This is a genomic window from Enterobacter sp. WP_7_1, assembly GCF_003688535.1.
GTDB classification, from domain to species: domain Bacteria; phylum Pseudomonadota; class Gammaproteobacteria; order Enterobacterales; family Enterobacteriaceae; genus Enterobacter; species Enterobacter asburiae.
Map to the genome: position 1 here is coordinate 106,427 of NZ_REFK01000003.1, position 20,351 is coordinate 126,777.

The 20,351-nt window shown below is 56.0% G+C and carries 20 protein-coding genes; 15 read left to right on the plus strand and 5 right to left on the minus strand.

Annotated features, from left to right (window positions below):
- Positions 1-2 precede the first annotated feature (2 nt).
- From nusA to mtr, 10 genes are all read left to right on the plus strand, one after another.
- Positions 3-1,505, plus strand: coding sequence for a transcription termination factor NusA (nusA, locus tag BJ885_RS13645; protein WP_029739628.1), 1,503 nt, complete (start codon positions 3-5; stop codon positions 1,503-1,505).
- Positions 1,506-1,529: 24 nt separating this feature from the next.
- Positions 1,530-4,217: a translation initiation factor IF-2 gene (gene infB / locus BJ885_RS13650; protein ID WP_029739629.1), complete on the plus strand. Its 2,688-nt coding sequence runs from the start codon at positions 1,530-1,532 to the stop codon at positions 4,215-4,217.
- A gap of 89 nt (positions 4,218-4,306) precedes the next feature.
- Positions 4,307-4,711: a 30S ribosome-binding factor RbfA gene (gene rbfA / locus BJ885_RS13655; RefSeq protein ID WP_003024988.1), complete on the plus strand. Its 405-nt coding sequence runs from the start codon at positions 4,307-4,309 to the stop codon at positions 4,709-4,711.
- On the plus strand, positions 4,711-5,661 hold the full coding sequence (gene truB / locus BJ885_RS13660) for a tRNA pseudouridine(55) synthase TruB (RefSeq protein WP_063442175.1): 951 nt from the start codon (positions 4,711-4,713) through the stop codon (positions 5,659-5,661). The genes rbfA and truB overlap by 1 nt, the downstream gene beginning before the upstream one ends.
- A gap of 154 nt (positions 5,662-5,815) precedes the next feature.
- Positions 5,816-6,085 carry a 30S ribosomal protein S15 gene (gene rpsO / locus BJ885_RS13665; RefSeq protein WP_003861789.1) on the plus strand — a complete coding sequence of 90 codons (270 nt, stop codon included), beginning with the start codon at positions 5,816-5,818 and terminating at the stop codon, positions 6,083-6,085.
- 242 nt (positions 6,086-6,327) lie between these two features.
- Entirely contained in the window at positions 6,328-8,466 is a 2,139-nt protein-coding gene (gene pnp, locus BJ885_RS13670; RefSeq protein WP_029739631.1) for a polyribonucleotide nucleotidyltransferase, read from the plus strand.
- Positions 8,467-8,574: 108 nt separating this feature from the next.
- Positions 8,575-9,459 carry a lipoprotein NlpI gene (gene nlpI, locus BJ885_RS13675; RefSeq protein WP_121932127.1) on the plus strand — a complete coding sequence of 295 codons (885 nt, stop codon included), beginning with the start codon at positions 8,575-8,577 and terminating at the stop codon, positions 9,457-9,459.
- 107 nt (positions 9,460-9,566) lie between these two features.
- Positions 9,567-9,647, plus strand: a complete 81-nt coding sequence (gene yrbN / locus BJ885_RS13680; RefSeq protein ID WP_097397692.1) for a protein YrbN — start codon at positions 9,567-9,569, stop codon at positions 9,645-9,647.
- Entirely contained in the window at positions 9,640-11,535 is a 1,896-nt protein-coding gene (locus BJ885_RS13685; protein WP_029739632.1) for a DEAD/DEAH family ATP-dependent RNA helicase, read from the plus strand. Before yrbN ends, BJ885_RS13685 begins: the two co-directional genes overlap by 8 nt.
- A 142-nt stretch (positions 11,536-11,677) precedes the next feature.
- Positions 11,678-12,922, plus strand: coding sequence for a tryptophan permease (mtr, locus tag BJ885_RS13690; RefSeq protein ID WP_047646463.1), 1,245 nt, complete (start codon positions 11,678-11,680; stop codon positions 12,920-12,922).
- A 62-nt stretch (positions 12,923-12,984) separates the two neighbouring features.
- Here mtr and BJ885_RS13695 read toward each other — a convergent pair whose 3' ends face one another.
- The 3 genes from BJ885_RS13695 to BJ885_RS13705 form a co-directional block, all read right to left on the minus strand.
- Positions 12,985-13,992: an LLM class flavin-dependent oxidoreductase gene (locus tag BJ885_RS13695; protein WP_047646424.1), complete on the minus strand. Its 1,008-nt coding sequence runs from the start codon at positions 13,990-13,992 to the stop codon at positions 12,985-12,987.
- A 78-nt stretch (positions 13,993-14,070) separates the two neighbouring features.
- Positions 14,071-14,949 (minus strand): U32 family peptidase, encoded by an 879-nt coding sequence (locus tag BJ885_RS13700; protein WP_029739635.1) that lies wholly within the window; start codon positions 14,947-14,949, stop codon positions 14,071-14,073.
- 7 nt (positions 14,950-14,956) lie between these two features.
- On the minus strand, positions 14,957-15,952 hold the full coding sequence (locus tag BJ885_RS13705) for a peptidase U32 family protein (RefSeq protein ID WP_023309326.1): 996 nt from the start codon (positions 15,950-15,952) through the stop codon (positions 14,957-14,959).
- A gap of 211 nt (positions 15,953-16,163) precedes the next feature.
- Between BJ885_RS13705 and BJ885_RS13710 the strand changes: the two genes are divergently transcribed.
- Positions 16,164-16,688, plus strand: a complete 525-nt coding sequence (locus BJ885_RS13710) for an SCP2 domain-containing protein (protein WP_029739636.1) — start codon at positions 16,164-16,166, stop codon at positions 16,686-16,688.
- Positions 16,682-17,185, plus strand: coding sequence for a GNAT family N-acetyltransferase (locus tag BJ885_RS13715; RefSeq protein ID WP_023309324.1), 504 nt, complete (start codon positions 16,682-16,684; stop codon positions 17,183-17,185). Before BJ885_RS13710 ends, BJ885_RS13715 begins: the two co-directional genes overlap by 7 nt.
- Here BJ885_RS13715 and BJ885_RS13720 read toward each other — a convergent pair.
- Positions 17,172-17,501, minus strand: coding sequence for a GIY-YIG nuclease family protein (locus BJ885_RS13720; protein WP_052194014.1), 330 nt, complete (start codon positions 17,499-17,501; stop codon positions 17,172-17,174). The genes BJ885_RS13715 and BJ885_RS13720 overlap by 14 nt on opposite strands.
- A gap of 14 nt (positions 17,502-17,515) precedes the next feature.
- Between BJ885_RS13720 and BJ885_RS13725 the strand changes: the two genes are divergently transcribed.
- The gene (locus BJ885_RS13725; protein ID WP_121932128.1) at positions 17,516-17,950 is read left to right on the plus strand and encodes a YhbP family protein; all 435 of its coding nucleotides are present in this window, start codon (positions 17,516-17,518) and stop codon (positions 17,948-17,950) included.
- Here BJ885_RS13725 and BJ885_RS13730 read toward each other — a convergent pair.
- Positions 17,930-18,448, minus strand: coding sequence for a type 1 glutamine amidotransferase domain-containing protein (locus BJ885_RS13730; RefSeq protein WP_023333577.1), 519 nt, complete (start codon positions 18,446-18,448; stop codon positions 17,930-17,932). The two genes, BJ885_RS13725 and BJ885_RS13730, sit on opposite strands and share 21 nt — an antisense overlap.
- Before the next feature lie 128 nt (positions 18,449-18,576).
- Between BJ885_RS13730 and BJ885_RS13735 the strand changes: the two genes are divergently transcribed.
- Together BJ885_RS13735 and BJ885_RS13740 are read left to right on the plus strand one after the other, a co-directional pair.
- Positions 18,577-19,221 carry an NAD(P)H-binding protein gene (locus BJ885_RS13735; protein WP_033146736.1) on the plus strand — a complete coding sequence of 215 codons (645 nt, stop codon included), beginning with the start codon at positions 18,577-18,579 and terminating at the stop codon, positions 19,219-19,221.
- A gap of 41 nt (positions 19,222-19,262) precedes the next feature.
- Positions 19,263-20,300, plus strand: a complete 1,038-nt coding sequence (locus BJ885_RS13740; RefSeq protein ID WP_059347581.1) for a permease — start codon at positions 19,263-19,265, stop codon at positions 20,298-20,300.
- The last annotated feature ends 51 nt before the right edge of the window (positions 20,301-20,351 follow it).

A 20,351-nucleotide genomic window follows, 5' to 3' on the forward strand; every position in this document is an offset into this window, starting at 1 on the left:
CGATGAACAAAGAAATTTTGGCTGTTGTTGAAGCCGTCTCCAACGAGAAATCACTGCCGCGTGAGAAGATTTTCGAAGCGCTGGAAAGTGCACTGGCTACAGCAACCAAGAAAAAATACGAACAAGAGATCGATGTTCGCGTAGAAATCGATCGTAAAAGCGGTGACTTCGATACATTCCGTCGTTGGGTAATCGTAGAAGAAGTGACCCAGCCGACCAAAGAGATCACGCTGGAAGCCGCCCGTTTTGAAGACGAAAGTCTGAACGTGGGCGAGTACGTTGAAGATCAGATTGAATCTGTTACCTTCGACCGTATCACGACCCAGACCGCTAAACAGGTTATCGTGCAGAAAGTTCGCGAAGCCGAGCGCGCGCTGGTTGTCGATCAGTTCCGCGATCAGGAAGGCGAAATCATCACCGGTGTGGTGAAGAAAGTGAACCGCGACAACATCTCCCTGGAGATCAAATCCGAAGGGTTGCCGGGTAACGCTGAAGCCGTGATCCTGCGTGAAGATATGCTGCCGCGTGAAAACTTCCGTCCAGGCGACCGTATCCGCGGTGTTCTGTACGCCGTTCGTCCTGAAGCGCGTGGTGCACAGCTGTTCGTGACCCGTTCTAAACCAGAAATGCTGGTAGAACTGTTCCGTATCGAAGTGCCGGAAATCGGTGAAGAAGTTATCGAGATTAAAGCGGCGGCTCGCGATCCGGGCTCCCGTGCGAAAATTGCGGTGAAAACCAACGACAAGCGTATCGACCCGGTCGGTGCTTGCGTCGGTATGCGCGGTGCGCGTGTCCAGGCAGTTTCTACTGAGCTGGGCGGCGAACGTATTGATATCGTTCTGTGGGATGACAACCCGGCGCAATTCGTGATCAACGCAATGGCTCCAGCTGATGTGGCGTCTATCGTTGTTGACGAAGACAAACACACCATGGATATCGCTGTTGAAGCGGGCAACCTGGCGCAGGCAATCGGCCGTAACGGTCAGAACGTACGCCTGGCGTCACAGCTGAGCGGCTGGGAACTCAACGTAATGACCGTTGATGACCTGCAGGCTAAGCATCAGGCTGAAGCCCATGCGGCGATCGATACCTTCACTAAATACCTGGATATTGACGAAGACTTCGCCACTGTTCTGGTTGAAGAAGGTTTCTCTACGCTGGAAGAACTGGCCTATGTGCCAATGAAAGAGCTGCTGGAAATTGACGGTCTGGATGAACCAACCGTTGAAGCCCTGCGTGAACGCGCTAAAAACGCACTGACCACCCTGGCACTGGCTCAGGAAGAAAGCCTTGGCGATAAGAAGCCGGCTGATGACCTGCTGAATCTGGAAGGTCTTGATCGTGCGATTGCGTTCAAGCTGGCTGCCCGTGGTGTTTGTACGCTGGAAGATCTCGCTGAGCAAGGCGTTGATGACCTGGCTGATATCGAAGGTTTAACCGACGAGAAAGCCGGCGAGCTCATCATGGCCGCACGTAATATTTGCTGGTTCGGCGACGAAGCGTAATAAACTGTAGCAGGAAGGAACAGCATGACTGATGTAACTGTAAAATCGCTGGCTGCTGAGATTCAGACCTCCGTGGACCGCCTGGTACAGCAATTTGCTGATGCAGGGATCCCGAAGTCCGCTGATGACTCGGTGACCGCGCAAGAAAAACAAACCTTGTTAACGCACCTGAACCGTGAACACGGTTCTACGCCTGACAAGTTAACGCTGCAGCGCAAAACGCGCAGCACGTTAAACATCCCTGGTACTGGTGGCAAAAGCAAATCGGTACAAATTGAAGTCCGCAAGACGCGCACCTTTGTAAAACGTGATCCGCAAGAGGCAGAACGCCTTGCCGCGGAAGAGCAGGCACAGCGTGAAGCGGAAGAACAAGCTCAGCGTGAGGCGGAAGCAACCGCCAAACGTGAAGCAGAATTAAAAGCTGAACGTGAGGCCGCAGAAAAAGCGAAACGCGACGCAAGTGATAAAGTGAAGCGTGACGCTGCGGAAAAAGACAAAGTGAGCAATCAACAGACAGACGAAATGACCAAAACCGCCCAGGCTGAAAAAGCCCGCCGTGAAAATGAAGCTGCCGAGCTGAAGCGTAAAGCGGAAGAAGAAGCCCGCCGTAAGCTGGAAGAAGAAGCTCGCCGCGTCGCTGAAGAAGCGCGCCGTATGGCAGAAGAAAACGAGAAGAATGGTGTGAATACCGTTGAGCCGACTGAAGACACCAGCGACTATCACGTGACCACTTCTCAGCATGCGCGTCAGGCTGAAGATGATAACGACCGTGAAGTTGAAGGCGGTCGTGGCCGTGGCCGTAATGCAAAAGCTGCGCGTCCGGCGAAAAAAGGCAACAAGCACGCTGAATCCAAAGCTGACCGTGAAGAAGCACGCGCGGCTGTTCGCGGCGGTAAAGGTGGCAAGCGTAAAGGTTCCGCGCTGCAGCAGAGCTTCCAGAAGCCTGCGCAGGCCGTAAACCGTGACGTTGTGATTGGCGAAACCATCACCGTTGGCGATCTGGCGAACAAGATGGCTGTTAAAGGTTCTCAGGTCATCAAAGCGATGATGAAACTGGGCGCCATGGCGACCATCAACCAGGTAATCGATCAGGAAACCGCACAGCTGGTTGCTGAAGAGATGGGCCACAAAGTTATCCTGCGTCGTGAAAACGAGCTGGAAGAAGCAGTAATGAGCGACCGTGATACTGGTGCTGCGGCTGAACCGCGTGCACCGGTTGTGACCATCATGGGTCACGTTGACCACGGTAAAACCTCTCTGCTTGACTACATTCGTTCTACTAAGGTCGCCTCTGGTGAAGCGGGTGGTATTACCCAGCACATCGGTGCTTACCACGTAGAAACCGAAAACGGCATGATCACCTTCCTGGATACCCCAGGTCACGCAGCGTTTACCTCAATGCGTGCTCGTGGTGCTCAGGCAACGGATATCGTAGTCCTGGTTGTTGCCGCAGACGACGGCGTGATGCCACAGACCATCGAAGCTATCCAGCACGCGAAAGCGGCGCAGGTGCCTCTGGTTGTTGCAGTCAACAAAATCGATAAGCCAGAAGCCGATCTGGACCGCGTGAAGAACGAACTGTCTCAGTACGGCGTTATGCCGGAAGAGTGGGGCGGCGAAGCGCAGTTCATCCCAGTATCTGCTAAAGCGGGTACCGGTATCGACGACCTGCTGAACGCGATCCTGCTGCAGGCTGAAGTACTGGAGCTGAAAGCGATCCGTAATGGTATGGCGAGCGGCGCGGTGATTGAATCCTTCCTGGATAAAGGTCGTGGCCCGGTTGCAACCGTTCTGGTTCGTGAAGGTACCCTGAACAAGGGCGACATCGTTCTGTGTGGCTTCGAATACGGCCGCGTTCGTGCGATGCGTAACGAACTGGGTCAGGAAGTTCTGGAGGCGGGTCCGTCCATTCCAGTGGAAATCCTGGGTCTGTCCGGTGTTCCGGCTGCCGGTGACGAAGTGACCGTTGTGCGTGACGAGAAGAAAGCGCGTGAAGTGGCACTGTATCGTCAGGGCAAATTCCGTGAAGTTAAACTGGCTCGTCAACAGAAATCTAAACTCGAGAACATGTTTGCCAACATGACCGAGGGCGAAGTTCACGAAGTGAACATCGTTCTGAAAGCTGACGTTCAGGGTTCTGTGGAAGCGATCTCCGACTCCTTGCTGAAACTGTCTACCGACGAAGTGAAAGTGAAGATCATCGGTTCTGGCGTAGGTGGTATCACCGAAACCGACGCTACCCTGGCTGCTGCCTCCAACGCTATCCTGGTTGGCTTCAACGTTCGTGCGGATGCGTCTGCGCGTAAAGTAATTGAAGCTGAAAGCCTGGATCTGCGTTACTACTCCGTCATCTATAACCTGATCGACGAAGTGAAAGCAGCGATGAGCGGCATGCTGTCTCCTGAGCTGAAACAGCAGATCATCGGTCTGGCTGAAGTACGTGACGTGTTCAAATCACCGAAATTCGGTGCGATCGCGGGCTGTATGGTTACCGAAGGTAACATCAAGCGTCACAACCCAATCCGCGTACTGCGTGACAACGTGGTTATCTACGAAGGCGAGCTGGAATCCCTGCGCCGCTTCAAAGATGACGTTAACGAAGTCCGTAACGGCATGGAATGTGGTATCGGCGTGAAGAACTACAACGACGTTCGCGTTGGCGATATGATCGAAGTGTTCGAGATCATCGAAATTCAGCGTACCATCGCTTAATTACCGATTGTAAGCCGGGATCGCCTCGCGCCACCCGGCAATAATTTTAAAAGGGGCTTTTAGCCCCTTTTTTGTCTGGAGAATTTATTATGGCGAAAGAATTTGGTCGCCCTCAGCGCGTAGCGCAGGAAATGCAGAAAGAGATCGCACTCATTCTGCAACGTGAAATTAAAGACCCGCGCGTCGGCATGATGACCACCGTTTCCGGTGTCGAAATGTCCCGCGATCTGGCGTATGCAAAAGTGTTCGTCACCTTCCTGAACGATCAGGACGAAGCGGCAGTGAAAAACGGCATTAAAGCGCTGCAGGAAGCCTCTGGCTTCATCCGCTCCCTGCTTGGCAAAGCGATGCGCCTGCGTATCGTGCCTGAACTGACCTTCTTCTACGACAACTCGCTGGTCGAAGGTATGCGTATGTCCAATCTGGTGACCAGCGTGGTTAAACATGACGATGAGCGTCGTGTTAATCCGGCGGACGACAGCAAGGAGGACTGATGAGTCGTCCTCGTCGTCGCGGTCGCGACGTGCATGGTGTGCTGCTGCTGGATAAACCCCAGGGCGCTTCCAGCAACGACGTGCTGCAGAAAGTTAAGCGTATTTATAACGCCAACCGTGCGGGCCACACCGGCGCGCTGGATCCGCTGGCAACCGGCATGCTGCCGGTCTGCCTGGGAGAGGCGACAAAGTTTTCCCAGTACCTCCTCGACTCCGATAAGCGTTACCGCGTTATCGCTAAACTGGGCCAGCGCACGGATACCTCCGACGCGGATGGCCAGGTGGTAGAAGAGCGCCCGGTGACCTTCAGCGCGGAACAGCTTGATGCTGCGCTGGAGAGCTTCCGTGGGGACACGATGCAGGTGCCGTCGATGTATTCGGCGCTGAAATATCAGGGCAAGAAGCTCTACGAATATGCACGCCAGGGCATTGACGTCCCGCGTGAAGCCCGTCCGATAACCGTGTATGAGCTGTTGTTTATTCGCCACGAAGGTGATGAGCTGGAGCTGGAAGTACACTGTTCGAAAGGGACCTATATTCGCACCATCATCGACGACCTCGGTGAAAAGCTGGGCTGCGGTGCGCATGTGATTTACCTGCGCCGTCTGGCGGTAAGCAAGTACCCGGTGGAGCGGATGGTGACCCTGGAACAGCTGCGCGAGCTGGTAGAACAGGCGGAAGCGCAGGGGATTGCGCCGGCAGATTTGCTGGATCCCTTGCTGATGCCGATGGACAGTCCGGCAGCAGACTTCCCGGTTGTTAATCTTCCTTTAACGTCGTCCGTTTACTTTAAGAACGGCAACCCGGTTCGTACGGCGGAAGCGCCGCTGGAAGGACTGGTACGCGTGACCGAAGGTGACGAAGGGAAATTCATCGGTATGGGCGAAATGGATGGCGAAGGGCGCGTTGCGCCGCGTCGTCTGGTCGTCGAATATCCGGTCGACGCGTGACGGTGATAAGGGCTCACCTTGCGATAAGCAGGGGAGACGAGTAGAATATCGCCGCTTAACGCCTGGTAAATTGTTTAACAATCTGCGGGGCGTACATGGGATTGCTGAATTAGAGATCGGCATCCTTACATTCTTTATACTTTGGAGTTTGAAAATGTCTCTAAGCGTTGAAGCTAAAGCTAAAATCGTTTCTGAGTTTGGTCGTGGTACTAACGACAGCGGTTCTACCGAAGTTCAGGTTGCACTGCTGACTGCACAGATTAACCACCTGCAGGGTCACTTTGCAGAGCACAAAAAAGATCACCACAGCCGTCGTGGTCTGCTGCGTATGGTTTCTCAGCGTCGTAAACTGCTCGACTACCTGAAACGTAAAGATGTTGCACGCTACACCGCGCTGATCGAGCGTCTGGGTCTGCGTCGCTAATTCTTGCGAGTTTCAGAAAAGGGGGCCTGATGGCCCCTTTTTTCAACCAGACGGCAGCAATTCACTGGAAACTATTGTATTGTTGCTATAAATGATCTTCATTGCAGAGGTTCGCGCGGCTAATGAGAGGCTTCACCCATGGGGGTGTTGGTTGTCATTAGTCGCGAGGATGCGAAGAAGGTCGGGTTAAATCGACAGCACACCGGTGGTGTGCTGTCAAACATTTAAGAAAGGACAGAACTTTGCTGAATCCGATCGTTCGTAAATTCCAGTATGGTCAACATACCGTCACGCTGGAAACCGGCATGATGGCACGTCAGGCTACTGCTGCCGTTATGGTAAGCATGGATGACACTGCGGTATTCGTTACCGTTGTTGGCCAGAAAAAAGCTAAACCAGGTCAGGACTTCTTCCCGCTGACCGTTAACTACCAGGAGCGTACCTACGCTGCCGGTAAAATCCCGGGTGGTTTCTTCCGTCGTGAAGGCCGCCCAAGCGAAGGCGAAACCCTGATTGCGCGTCTGATTGACCGCCCGGTTCGTCCGCTGTTCCCGGAAGGCTTCGTTAACGAAGTACAGGTTATCGCGACCGTTGTTTCCGTTAACCCACAGGTTAACCCGGACATCGTTGCCATGATCGGCGCATCCGCTGCCCTGTCACTGTCTGGTATTCCATTCAATGGCCCAATCGGTGCCGCACGCGTTGGCTACATCAACGACCAGTACGTGCTGAACCCAACCCAGGAAGAGCTGAAAGAAAGTAAGCTGGACCTGGTTGTTGCGGGTACTGAAGCAGCTGTGCTGATGGTTGAATCCGAAGCTGAACTGCTGAGCGAAGACCAGATGCTGGGCGCTGTGGTATTTGGCCACGACCAGCAGCAGATCGTTATCCAGAACATCAACGACCTGGTGAAAGAAGCCGGTAAACCACGTTGGGACTGGCAGCCAGAAGCAGCAAACGACGCGCTGAACGCACGCGTTGCAGCGCTGGCAGAATCTCGCCTGAGCGATGCATACCGTATCACTGACAAACAGGAGCGTTACGCTCAGGTTGACGTGATCAAGTCTGAAACTATCGCGACCCTGGTTGCTGAAGACGAAGCGCTGGATGCTAACGAACTGAGCGACATTCTGCACGCTATCGAGAAAAACGTTGTTCGTAGCCGCGTACTGGCAGGCGAGCCGCGTATCGATGGCCGCGAAAAAGACATGATCCGTGGTCTGGATGTGCGTACTGGCGTTCTGCCACGTACTCACGGTTCCGCGCTGTTCACCCGTGGCGAAACGCAGGCGCTGGTTACCGCGACCCTGGGTACCGCACGTGACGCACAGAACATCGACGAACTGATGGGCGAGCGCACTGACAGCTTCCTGTTCCACTACAACTTCCCTCCGTACTCCGTAGGCGAAACCGGTATGGTTGGCTCGCCGAAGCGTCGTGAAATTGGTCACGGTCGTCTGGCGAAGCGCGGCGTGCTGGCAGTGATGCCAGAAGCAGACAAATTCCCGTACACCGTACGTGTGGTGTCTGAAATCACCGAATCCAACGGTTCTTCTTCCATGGCTTCCGTGTGTGGTGCCTCTCTGGCGCTGATGGATGCAGGCGTGCCAATCAAAGCCGCCGTTGCGGGTATCGCAATGGGCCTGGTGAAAGAAGGCGACAACTTCGTTGTTCTGTCTGACATTCTGGGTGACGAAGACCACCTGGGCGATATGGACTTCAAAGTAGCGGGTTCCCGCGAAGGTATCTCTGCGCTGCAGATGGATATCAAAATTGAAGGTATCACCAAAGAGATCATGCAGGTTGCTCTGAACCAGGCTAAAGGTGCGCGTCTGCACATCCTGGGCGTGATGGAACAGGCGATTAACGCGCCGCGTGGCGACATTTCTCAGTTCGCTCCACGTATCCACACCATCAAGATCAATCCAGACAAGATCAAAGATGTTATCGGTAAGGGCGGTTCCGTAATCCGTGCGCTGACCGAAGAGACTGGCACCACGATCGAAATCGAAGATGACGGTACTGTGAAGATCGCAGCAACCGACGGCGAGAAAGCGAAATTCGCGATCCGTCGCATCGAAGAAATCACGGCAGAGATCGAAGTGGGCCGCGTCTACGCAGGTAAAGTGACCCGTATCGTTGACTTTGGCGCGTTCGTTGCCATCGGTGGCGGTAAAGAAGGTCTGGTTCACATCTCTCAGATCGCTGACAAGCGCGTTGAGAAAGTGACCGATTACCTGCAGATGGGTCAGGAAGTCCCGGTGAAAGTTCTGGAAGTTGATCGCCAGGGCCGTATCCGTCTGAGCATTAAAGAAGCAACCGAGCAGTCTCAGCCAGCTGCTGCGCCAGAAGCACAGGCAGCAGAACAGCAAGGCGAGTAAGTTGCCATTTGCCCTCCGCTTTGCGGAGGGCCTATTATCAGGCAGGACGCCTTGTTAAGCCGCCGGGGGACAGGACGTTCATCCAATAGTTGTCTTCGGGAGTGGGAAATGAAGCCTTTTTTGCGCTGGTGTTTCGTTGCGACAGCTTTAACGCTGGCAGGATGCAGCAACTCTGCCTGGCGTAAGAGCGAAGTCCTCGCAGTGCCATTGCAACCGACTTTGCAGCAGGAAGTGATTCTGGCACGCATGGAACAAATACTTGCCAGTCGGGCTTTAACCGATGAAGAACGCGCACAGCTTTTATATGAGCGCGGAGTGTTGTATGATAGTCTCGGTCTGAGGGCATTGGCGCGAAATGATTTTTCACAAGCGCTGGCTATCCGACCTGATATGCCTGAAGTATTCAATTACTTAGGCATTTATTTAACGCAGGCAGGCAATTTTGATGCTGCCTATGAAGCGTTTGATTCTGTACTTGAGCTTGATCCAACTTACAACTACGCGCACTTGAATCGCGGTATCGCATTGTATTACGGCGGTCGTGATAAGTTAGCGCAAGATGATCTGCTGGCGTTTTATCAAGACGATCCTAATGATCCTTTCCGTAGCCTGTGGCTTTACATCGTTGAGCGGAAGCTCGATGAGAAGCAGGCAAAAGAGGCACTGAAACAGCGCTTCGATAAATCGGACAAGGAACAGTGGGGATGGAACATTGTCGAGTTCTACCTGGGCAACATTAGCGAAGTAACGCTGATGGAACGCCTCAAGGCGGACGCAACGGATAACACCTCGCTCGCTGAGCATCTCAGTGAAACCAACTTCTATTTAGGTAAGTACTACCTAAGTCTGGGGGATATGGACAGCGCTACGGCACTGTTCAAATTAGCGGTTGCTAACAACGTACACAACTTCGTTGAGCACCGTTATGCATTGTTGGAATTATCGCTCTTGGGCCAGGAGCATGACGACCTGGCAGAATCGGACCAGCAATAGCTGACGACATAAACATCAGCCCGTAATCTTTTGATTGCCATCACCTTAACTGGTGAGGGCGTTGTTGTTCGTCAATACACCTACTTTGAGCCGGTTCACACTTTTCAATGAAAATTGCTAATCATTTTCACGATGAGCTAAGTAGACTGGCCGCCATTAATATCGAGGCACTTGTACTACATGGCTGAATTCGAAACCACTTTTGCAGATCTGGGCCTGAAGGCTCCTATCCTTGAAGCCCTTAACGATCTGGGTTACGAAAAACCATCTCCGATCCAGGCTGAGTGTATCCCACACCTGCTTTCTGGTCGTGACGTGCTGGGCATGGCCCAGACTGGTAGCGGTAAAACTGCAGCATTCTCGCTGCCGCTGCTGAACAACATTGATCCGGACCTGCGTGCACCGCAGATCCTCGTCCTGGCTCCAACCCGTGAACTGGCTGTTCAGGTTGCAGAAGCAATGACGGAATTCTCTAAACATATGCGCGGCGTAAACGTGGTAGCCCTGTACGGCGGCCAGCGTTATGACGTGCAGTTACGCGCCCTGCGCCAGGGCCCACAGATTGTTGTCGGTACGCCGGGCCGTCTGCTGGATCACCTGAAGCGCGGTACTCTGGACCTCTCTAAACTGAGCGGCCTGGTACTGGATGAAGCAGATGAAATGCTGCGTATGGGCTTCATCGAAGACGTCGAAACCATCATGGCGCAGATCCCGGACGGTCATCAGACCGCGCTGTTCTCTGCCACCATGCCAGAAGCGATTCGTCGTATCACCAAGCGCTTCATGAAAGATCCTCAGGAAGTGCGTATTCAGTCCAGCGTTACCACTCGCCCGGACATCAGCCAGAGCTACTGGTCTGTGTACGGCATGCGCAAAAACGAAGCGCTGGTACGTTTCCTGGAAGCGGAAGATTTTGATGCGGCGATTATCTTCGTGCGTACCAAAAACGCGACCCTGGAAGTGGCTGAAGCCCTGGAGCGTAGCGGCTACAACAGCGCAGCGCTGAACGGCGACATGAACCAGGCCCTGCGTGAGCAGACTCTGGAGCGTCTGAAAGACGGTCGTCTGGATATCCTGATTGCAACCGACGTGGCAGCACGTGGTCTGGACGTTGAGCGTATCAGCCTGGTTGTGAACTACGACATCCCGATGGATTCCGAGTCTTACGTTCACCGTATCGGCCGTACCGGTCGTGCGGGTCGTGCTGGCCGCGCGCTGCTGTTCGTTGAGAACCGCGAGCGTCGTCTGCTGCGTAACATTGAACGCACCATGAAGCTGACCATTCCAGAAGCTGACCTGCCAAACGCAGATCTGCTGGGCAAACGCCGTCTGGAAAAATTCGCCGCGAAAGTACAGCAGCAGCTGGAAAGCAGCGATCTGGACCAGTACCGTGCGCTGCTGTCGCAGATTCAGCCTGTTGCTGAAGGCGAAGAGCTGGACATGGAAACCCTGGCTGCAGCACTGCTGAAAATGGCTCAGGGCGAACGTAGCCTGATCGTGCCACCAGATGCGCCGATGCGTCCTAAGCGTGAATTCCGTGACCGTGACGATCGCTTCGAACGTCGTGGCGACCGTAATGACCGCAATGACCGTGGCCCACGTGGTGACCGTCCAGAGCGTGGTGGTGAAGATCGTCCACGTCGCGAGCGTCGTGACGCTGGTGATATGGAACTGTACCGCATTGAAGTGGGCCGTGATGACGGCGTTGAAGTTCGTCACATCGTTGGCGCGATCGCTAACGAAGGCGACATCAGCAGCCGTTACATTGGTAACATCAAGCTGTTCGCATCCCACTCTACCATCGAGCTGCCAAAAGGTATGCCGGGTGAAGTACTGCAGCACTTTACGCGTACCCGCATCCTGAACAAGCCGATGAACATGCAGCTGATGGGCGATGCACAGCCACGCCCTGACCGCGGTGGTGAGCGTCGTGGCGGTGGTCGCAGCTTCGGTGGCGAACGTCGTGAAGGCGGCCGCAGCGAAGGTCGCGGTGAACCACGTCGTTTCTCCGGCGAGCGTCGCGAAAATCGCGGCCCACGTCGTGACGAAGGCACCAGCCGTCGCCGTGACGCGTAAGCCTTACGCAACTGACGTAAAGTAAAATATACAGCCCCGATAAACGCTATCGGGGCTTTTTTTATTCCTTTTGTACTCTTGTACTGGTACAGTGCGTCACATTAAAATGCAGAACCGCATGATTGACTGGAGAAAAGGCTGTATGGCGACACTAACCACCACCCAAACGTCACCTTCGCTGCTTGGCGGCGTGGTGATCATCGGCGGAACCATCATTGGTGCCGGGATGTTTTCCCTGCCTGTGGTCATGTCCGGTGCGTGGTTCTTCTGGTCGCTGGCCGCGCTGGTCTTCACCTGGTTCTGCATGCTCCATTCCGGGCTGATGATCCTTGAAGCAAACCTGAACTACCGCATTGGCTCCAGCTTCGACACCATCACCAAAGATCTGCTGGGTAAAGGCTGGAACCTGGTGAACGGGCTATCCATCGCGTTTGTACTCTATATCCTGACCTACGCGTACATTTCAGCGAGCGGCTCGATTCTGCACCACACCTTCTCGGAGATGTCGCTGAACGTTCCGGCGCGTCTGGCAGGGCTGTGTTTTGCGCTAGCTGTGGCGTTTATCGTCTGGATGAGTACCAAAGCGGTAAGCCGCATGACGGCGATCGTATTAGGCGCTAAGGTCATCACTTTCTTCCTGACTTTCGGCAGCCTGCTGGGGCACGTGACGCCCGCCACGCTGTTTAACGTCGCCGAAGTGAACACCTCCTACACGCCGTACCTGCTGATGACGCTGCCGTTCTGTCTGGCGTCGTTTGGCTACCACGGTAACGTGCCGAGCCTGATGAAGTACTACGGCAAAGATCCCCGCACCATTGTGAAGTGTCTGGTCTACGGCACGCTGCTGGCGCTGGGTCTGTATGTGATTTGGCTGCTGGGGACGATGGGCAACATCCCGCGTCCGGAATTTATCGGCATTGCCCAGAAGGGCGGTAACATCGACGTGCTGGTGCAGGCGCTGAGCGGCGTGTTGAACAGCCGCAGTCTGGATCTGCTGCTGGTTATCTTCTCTAACTTTGCGGTGGCGAGCTCTTTCCTCGGCGTAACCCTGGGCCTGTTTGACTACCTGGCGGATCTGTTTGGCTTTGATGATTCTGCGATGGGGCGTTTCAAAACCGCGCTGCTGACCTTCCTGCCACCGATTGTGGGCGGCCTGCTGTGGCCGAACGGCTTCCTCTACGCCATCGGCTATGCAGGGCTGGCGGCAACTATCTGGGCGGCGATTGTGCCAGCGCTGCTGGCACGTAAATCACGTAAACGCTTCGGCAGCCCGAAATTCCGCGTCTGGGGCGGTAAGCCGATGATTGCGCTGATTCTGGTATTCGGCGTTGGTAACGCTCTGGTACACGTGCTGTCGAGTTTTAACCTGTTGCCTGTGTATCAGTAAAACGAGGGGTTGAACCCCTCACCCCGGCCCTCTCCCATAGGGAGAGGGAGAAAAGCAAAAAACTACCCCACCAGTTCCTCTTTCACCTGCATCGCCAGTTCAAACGAATGCAAACGCGCCTGGTGATCGAAAATCTGGCCGTTAACCATAATCTCATCCGCCTGCGTTTCGCGTAGCACCGCGTCCAGCCCGTGTCGCACTTTCGCCTTATCGCCTACCAGCGACATGCTCAGCGCCTGCTGCACGCCATACTGTTCGGAGGCTGACCACAGCTGATGCATATTCTCCACCGGCGGCGGAAGCTGGCCCGTCTCACCGCGGCGCAGCTTCACAAACGCCTGCTGCATAGAGGTAAACAGGAATTCCGCGTCGCGATTGCTGTCGGCCGCAATGATGTTAATGCACACCATCGCGTACGGCTTCTCAAGACGTTCGGACGGTTTGAAGTTCGTGCGGTAAAGATGCAGCGCCTGATGCAGCATATCCGGTGCGAAGTGCGAGGCGAAGGCAAACGGCAGCCCCAGCTGCGCGGCAAGCTGGGCGCTGTAGAGGCTTGAGCCCAACAGCCACACCGGGATCTTCTCACCGTAGCCCGGCACCGGACGCACGTGCGGGTTCGGATCGCGCGCGTCGAACCAGTCCACCAGTTCAGCCACGTCGCGCGGGAAGTTGTCGATATCGCCGCTCATATGGCGACGCAGGGCGCGCATGGTCGGCTGGTCGCTGCCGGGCGCACGACCAAGCCCTAAATCTATACGGCCCGGGTAGAGCGTATTCAGCGTGCCAAACTGCTCGGCAATCACCAGCGGGGCGTGGTTCGGCAGCATTACGCCGCCGGAGCCCAGATGCAGGGTGGTGGTATTTGCCGCCAGATAGCCGATCAAAACCGAGGTCGCTGCGCTTGCGATGCCAACCATGTTGTGGTGCTCGGCCAGCCAGTAGCGGTGATAGCCACGCTTTTCGGCCAGCTGAGCCAGATCCAGGGAGTGCGAAAAGGCTTCTCTTGCAGAGGAGCCTTGTGGGATCGGCGCCAGATCCAGCACCGAAAACGGAATGGTTTTGTCAGTCATAACAGCTCACTTTGTCGACGGTGAATCTTTAATACTGCATTAAAAAATGATAACCGTTGTTAACAAAGTGAGCCATTTTTACGCCTGAAGTTCCAGCCCGGCGAGACGCCTCCAGTAGCCGTTGCAGTCGCTGTTTGCCGTCAGCGGCAGCGGTGAGGCCCCGTTTTCGTTGGCGCGGAAGGCGTCCAGCATCGCGAACACCCCGGTATCCAGGGGCGACAGCCGAACCATATCCACCAGCCCGTCCATCGACGCCAGCTCGTTGCCGAGGTTATAGACATAGCCGCTCATGGTTTGAATACCGTTGAGGACAAACACCTGCTGATTCTCCTGCGACAGCATGCTGCGTCCATTCGGGTATTTAATGCAGCAGGTTTCGCACTCGTCTTTCGGGCGGTCTTCCGAGCGCGCGGTAAAGCAGCGGGCGGAGTAGGCCAGCGGCAGATGACCGTAGCTCAGCACTTCCACTTCAAACTGATTGCGAATGCCCAGCTCGTCGCACTGGTTAAGCAGGTTAGCCAGCCAGTCACGGGAAAGCTCTACCGGCATGCACCAGCGCGTCATCCCCTGTTTGAGCAGCAGGCGCAGGGTGACGGCGTTGTAGCAGTTCAGGGCATGACCCGCGACAAACGGCAGCCTGCGTTCAGCGCACATGTTCACCACGCCGAGATCGCTCGCTTCCAGCAGGAACTCGCCGTTTTCGACGTAGCGCTTCAGCTCGCCCAGTTCGGAGGACGCCTGCACGAGTGCAAGCGTGGAGAGCACCACCTGCTTGCCGCTGCCTGCCAGGCCTTTCGCCATATCCAGCCAGTCACCCACTTTGGTGGCGCGGCGCTTGCTGCACACCGCCTCGCCGAGGTAAATCACGTCGGCGCTGCTGGTGGCGGCCTGTTGGTAAAAATCTTCCAGCGTCTCTTTTGGCCAGTAGTAGAGCACCGGTCCTAATGAATATTTCATGATGATCTCACTGCCATTTACGGTGATACGCGCCAAGCGTGGTTTGCGTGCCTTCGGACATCGAACCAAGCGTCTCCATCCAGGCCTGCTGTGGAGCGTAGTTCTGCGGATCCGCCATGCAGCGGTCGATGGCCTGACGCCATACTTTCGCGACCTGGCTCACGTAGGCCGGGCTGCGCTGACGTCCTTCGATTTTCACCGACGCAATATTGGCCGCCAGAAGTTCCGGCAGCAGCTCCAGCGTGTTGAGGCTGGTCGGTTCCTCCAGCGCGTGATAGCGCTCGCCGTCGACCAGATAGCGGCCTTTACACAGGGTTGGATAACCGGCGTTTTCACCGTCCTGGTAGCGGTCAATCAGCACCTCATTCAGGCGAGACTCCAGCCCCTGCGGGGTCTGCTGCCAGCGAACAAAGCGGGCAGGGGAGCAGGCTCCGACGGTATTTGGCGATTCTCCGGTTAAATAAGAGGAAAGATAGCAGCGGCCTTCGGCCATGATGCACAGGCTGCCAAAGGCAAAAACCTCCAGCGGTACTGGCGTGACGCGCGCGAGTTGCTTAACCTGATGAATAGAGAGCACGCGCGGCAGCACCACGCGGGCCACGTCAAAGTGTTGATGGTAAAAACGCACCGCCTCTTCGTTGGTGGCAGATGCCTGAACAGAGACGTGGCGCTCAATATGGGGATAGCGTTCTGCCGCATACTCAAGCATGGCGAGGTCGGCCAGGATCAGCGCATCGGCACCCAGCTGTGCCGCCATATCCACCGCGCGCTGCCAGCGGGCGTAGCCGTCAGGATGAGCAAAGGTATTGATGGCGATATGCAGCTTGCGGCGGTGCTGGTGAACGAAGTTAACGGCTTCCTGAAGCTTTTTCTCCGTAAAGTTGAGGCCAGCAAAATGGCGGGCGTTGGTGTCATCTTTCAGCCCGATATAGACCGCATCGGCCCCATTTTCGATGGCCGCCTTAAGCGCCGGAAGGTTTCCGGCAGGGCAGAGCAGCTCCATAATTTATCCTGATGTAGTCGATCGCAAAATTGTTAACGAGCTGGGATTTTAATTAACCCATACGCGACAATTTTTGATTTAAGGCAGCTAATGGCGTATTGATGACACCAATAATGAGGTACGGCGGGCGACGGTTTGTTGATTTACGCCGCTATGTTGCGCTTCGGATATGGCAAAATAGCAGGACTATAGATATCAGGGAGTAAAGCTCGTGCTGGATAAACTGCGTTCACGTCTCGTACAATTTGGTCCATCAATGCTGAGCGTGCCGGTCAAGCTGGCGCCGTTCGCGCTTAAACGCCAGGTGCTGGAGCAGGTCCTGAGCTGGCAGTTCCGCCAGGCGCTGCAGGACGGCGAGCTGGAGTTCCTGGAAGGCCGCTGGTTAAGCATTGAGGTGCGTGACATCGGGCTGCGCTGGTTTACCTCCGTTGAGAATGACCAGCTGATCGTACGCGAATCCGCCGACGCGGATGTGAGCTTTAGCGCCAACGCCAGCGATCTGCTGATGATCGCCGCGCGTAAGCAGGATCCGGATACGCTCTTCTTCCAGCGCCGTCTGGTGATTGAAGGCGACACGGAGCTGGGCCTGTACGTTAAGAATTTAATGGATGCCATTGAGCTGGAGCAGATGCCGAAAGCGCTGCGCGTGATGTTAATGCAAATGGCAGATTTCGTTGAGGCCGGGCTGAAAACCCCGCCGGACGGTAAACACACTTCAGTAGGTGAGCCATGCTGATTCGAGTCGAAATTGGGATTGATGCGCCGGGGATCGATGCGTTGTTACGCCGCGCCTTTGCGAGCGATGCCGAAGCCCAACTGGTCCACGACCTTCGCGAAGACGGCCTGATTACGCTGGGGCTTGTTGCCACCGATGACGAAGGTCAGGTGGTGGGCTATGTTGCCTTCAGTCCGGTCATCGTTCAGGGCGAAGAGCTGCAGTGGGTTGGCATGGCGCCGCTGGCGGTAGATGAAAGCTATCGCGGGCAGGGGCTGGCACGCCAGCTGGTCTATGAAGGGCTGGATTCGCTCAATGAGTTCGGTTACGCGGCCGTTGTCACGCTGGGCGATCCGGCATTCTATGGCCGTTTAGGCTTTGAGCAGGCCGCGCATTACGATCTGCGCTGCCGCTGGCCGGGTACGGAATCCGCTTTCCAGGTCCATCGCCTGGCGGACGACGCGCTCAACGGCGTCAATGGCCTGGTCGAGTACCACGACCATTTCAATCGCTTTTAATCAGGCTCTCGCGTAGCGCCTCAAAGGAGTCGTCTCCGGTCACGAGGCGCTCTTTCTGGCGCTTCGTCAGCTGCTTGATGCGATATTCCAGCCTGAGCGCCAGCGATCGGTCGCCGACGGCCGCTGAGAAGGCGAGCTGTAATTCCCCTTTCCCCCGCAGCGCCTTTGCCCCTTTTCCCGTTTGATGTTGTAAAAAACGCCGCGCCACATCGGTGGTGATCCCGGTGTAGAGGGCGTTATCAGCGGTTCGGACAAGATAGAGAAACCAGCACACGGTATACAGATTCAGTATGTTAAGGTGAACGCACCATAGCATGAGAGAGAACGAAAATGGAAACACTGGCCGCCATTAACCGCTGGCTGGCAAAGCAGCATGTTGTCACCTGGTGCGTCTATGACGAGGGTGAGATGTGGTGCGCAAATGCGTTTTACTACTATGACCCTGAGCGCGTGGCTTTTTATGTCATGAGTGAAGACAAAACGCGTCATGCGCAGATGACCGGCCAGCAGGCAAAGGTCGCGGGCACGGTAAACGGCCAGCCGAAAACGGTCGCGCTGATCCGCGGCGTGCAGTTTAAAGGGGAGATCCGTCGTCTGGATGGTGAAGAGAGCGACGCGCGCCGTAAGCTCTACACGCGCCGCTTTCCCGTTACCGCTGCGCTAAAAGCCCCGGTGTGGGAAATCCGCCTCGATGAGCTGAAATTTACCGACAACACCCTGGGCTTTGGCAAGAAGCTGCACTGGTTACGCGCCGAGCAGGCGTAGCGCTTCGCGGTTAAATGCCGGGAGATCGTCCGGGGTTCGGCTGGTGATCAGCTGGTCTTTGTCGTTGACCACCTCCTGATCGTAAAACTCGGCCCCCGCGTTTTTCAGATCGATAACGATCGGCTTCACGGCGGTAAGCTTACGCCCGCGGACCACTTCTGCGCTGATGAGCAGCTGCGGGCCGTGGCAGATGGCAAAGACCGGTTTGCCGGTAGAGACAAAGTCCCGGGTGAAGGTCACGAAGCGCTCGTCCCCGCGCAGGGAATCCGGGGAATGGCCGCCGGGTAACAGCAGGGCGTCAAAATCTGAGGGACTCACGTTATCGATGGTCTCATCGATGGTCACGGTCGCCTCGCCCTTATGGCCTGTCACCGTTTTACCCGCCTCTTTCTCAATGGTGATGACCTCATGTCCCGCCTTGCGGAACGCCTCTGCTGGAGAGGTGAATTCTGAATCTTCAAACTCGTCGGTAATCAAGACTGCGATTTTCTTGCCCATGCTTCCTCCGTTGTTTTGGCTTCAGACTGATTTTTCTCCGCTTGTGGTAAATACTTACCTGTAACAGACTTCTAAGTGTGGTCGACGACGCTGAGTTCGCAAACGGACAATTCTGTAAAGGGGAAAAGATGAGTCAGGTATTGATTACAGGTGCTACCGGGTTAGTGGGCGATCATCTGCTGCGGCTGCTGATTCAGGATCGCCGCGTGAACTATATCGCCGCCCCGACGCGTCGACCGCTGGCGGACTTATCCGGCGTCTTTAATCCGCACGATCCTCAGCTGACCGACGCGCTGGCGCAGGTGCAGGATCCCATTGATATCGCCTTTTGCTGTCTGGGCACCACGCGGCGGGAGGCGGGCAGCAAAGAGGCATTTATCCACGCCGACTATACGCTGGTGGTGGATACCGCGCTCACGGCGAAAAAGCTGGGGGCCAAACATTTTCTGGTGGTCAGCGCGCTGGGCGCCAGTGCCGGGTCGCCTTTCTTCTACAACAAGGTGAAGGGCAAGATGGAGGATGCGCTGATTGCGCAGAAATGGGAGCAGCTGACGATTGTGCGCCCCTCGATGCTGATCGGCCACCGGGACGAACGCCGGTTTAACGAGTCGATATTTGCCCCGCTGTTTCGCATTCTTCCCGGCAACTGGAAATCCATCGAGGCGCGGGACGTTGCGCGCGCGATGTTAAAAGAGGGGCTGGCCCCGTCGAAAGCGGGCGTCAACATTATCCCTTCGGCAAAACTGCGTGAAATCGCGCAGGGCGAGGCGTAAACTCCCCCCGGCTAATAACCTAATACTCTCCGGGGAATGCTATGACTGGTCAGTCTTCATCTCAGGCGGCAACACCTGTTCAATGGTGGAAGCCCGCACTCTTCTTTCTCGTGGTCATTGTTGGCCTCTGGTACGTGAAATGGCAGCCGTACTACGGCAAAGCCTTCACCGCCGCCGAAACGCACAGCATCGGTAAATCTATTCTCGCGCAGGCTGATTCCAGCCCGCTGCAGGCGGCGTGGGACTACGCCATGGTCTACTTCCTTGCCGTCTGGAAAGCCGCCGTCTTAGGCGTGATCCTGGGGTCACTGATTCAGGTGCTTATCCCGCGCAACTGGCTGGTGAAAACGCTCGGGCAGCCGCGCTTTCAGGGCACGCTGCTGGGAACGATTTTCTCCCTGCCGGGCATGATGTGCTCCTGCTGTGCCGCGCCCGTGGCCGCAGGGATGCGCCGTCAGCGCGTGTCGATGGGCGGCGCGCTGGCGTTCTGGATGGGGAACCCGCTGCTTAACCCGGCAACGCTGGTGTTTATGGGCTTTGTGCTGGGCTGGCACTTCGCGTTCATCCGCCTGGTCGCCGGGCTGCTGACCGTGCTGGTGGTGGCGACGCTGGTGCAAAAACTGGTGAAGGATACTGCCGCAGAACCCGCAGCCGTTGAGCTGGACGTCAGCGAGCCGCAGGGTGGCTTCTTTGCGCGCTGGGGCAGGGCGCTATGGCAGCTTTTCTGGAGCACCATCCCGGTCTATATCCTGGCGGTACTGGCTCTGGGGGCGGCGCGCGTCTGGCTCTTCCCGCATGCGGATGGCGCTATCGACAACACGCTGATGTGGGTCATTGCGATGGCCGTTGCAGGCTGTCTGTTTGTGATCCCAACGGCGGCGGAGATCCCGATTGTTCAGACCATGATGCTGGCCGGTATGGGGACCGCACCGGCGCTGGCGCTGCTAATTACGCTGCCGGCGATCAGCCTGCCGTCGCTTATCATGCTGCGTAAGTCGTTCCCGGCGAAAGCGCTGTGGCTGACCGCAGGGCTGGTGGCGTTGAGCGGGGTGATGGTGGGCAGTATTGCGTTGATGTAAAAAAAGCCCGGTGGCGCTGGCGCTTCCGGGCCTACAAAAAAATCCCCTCAA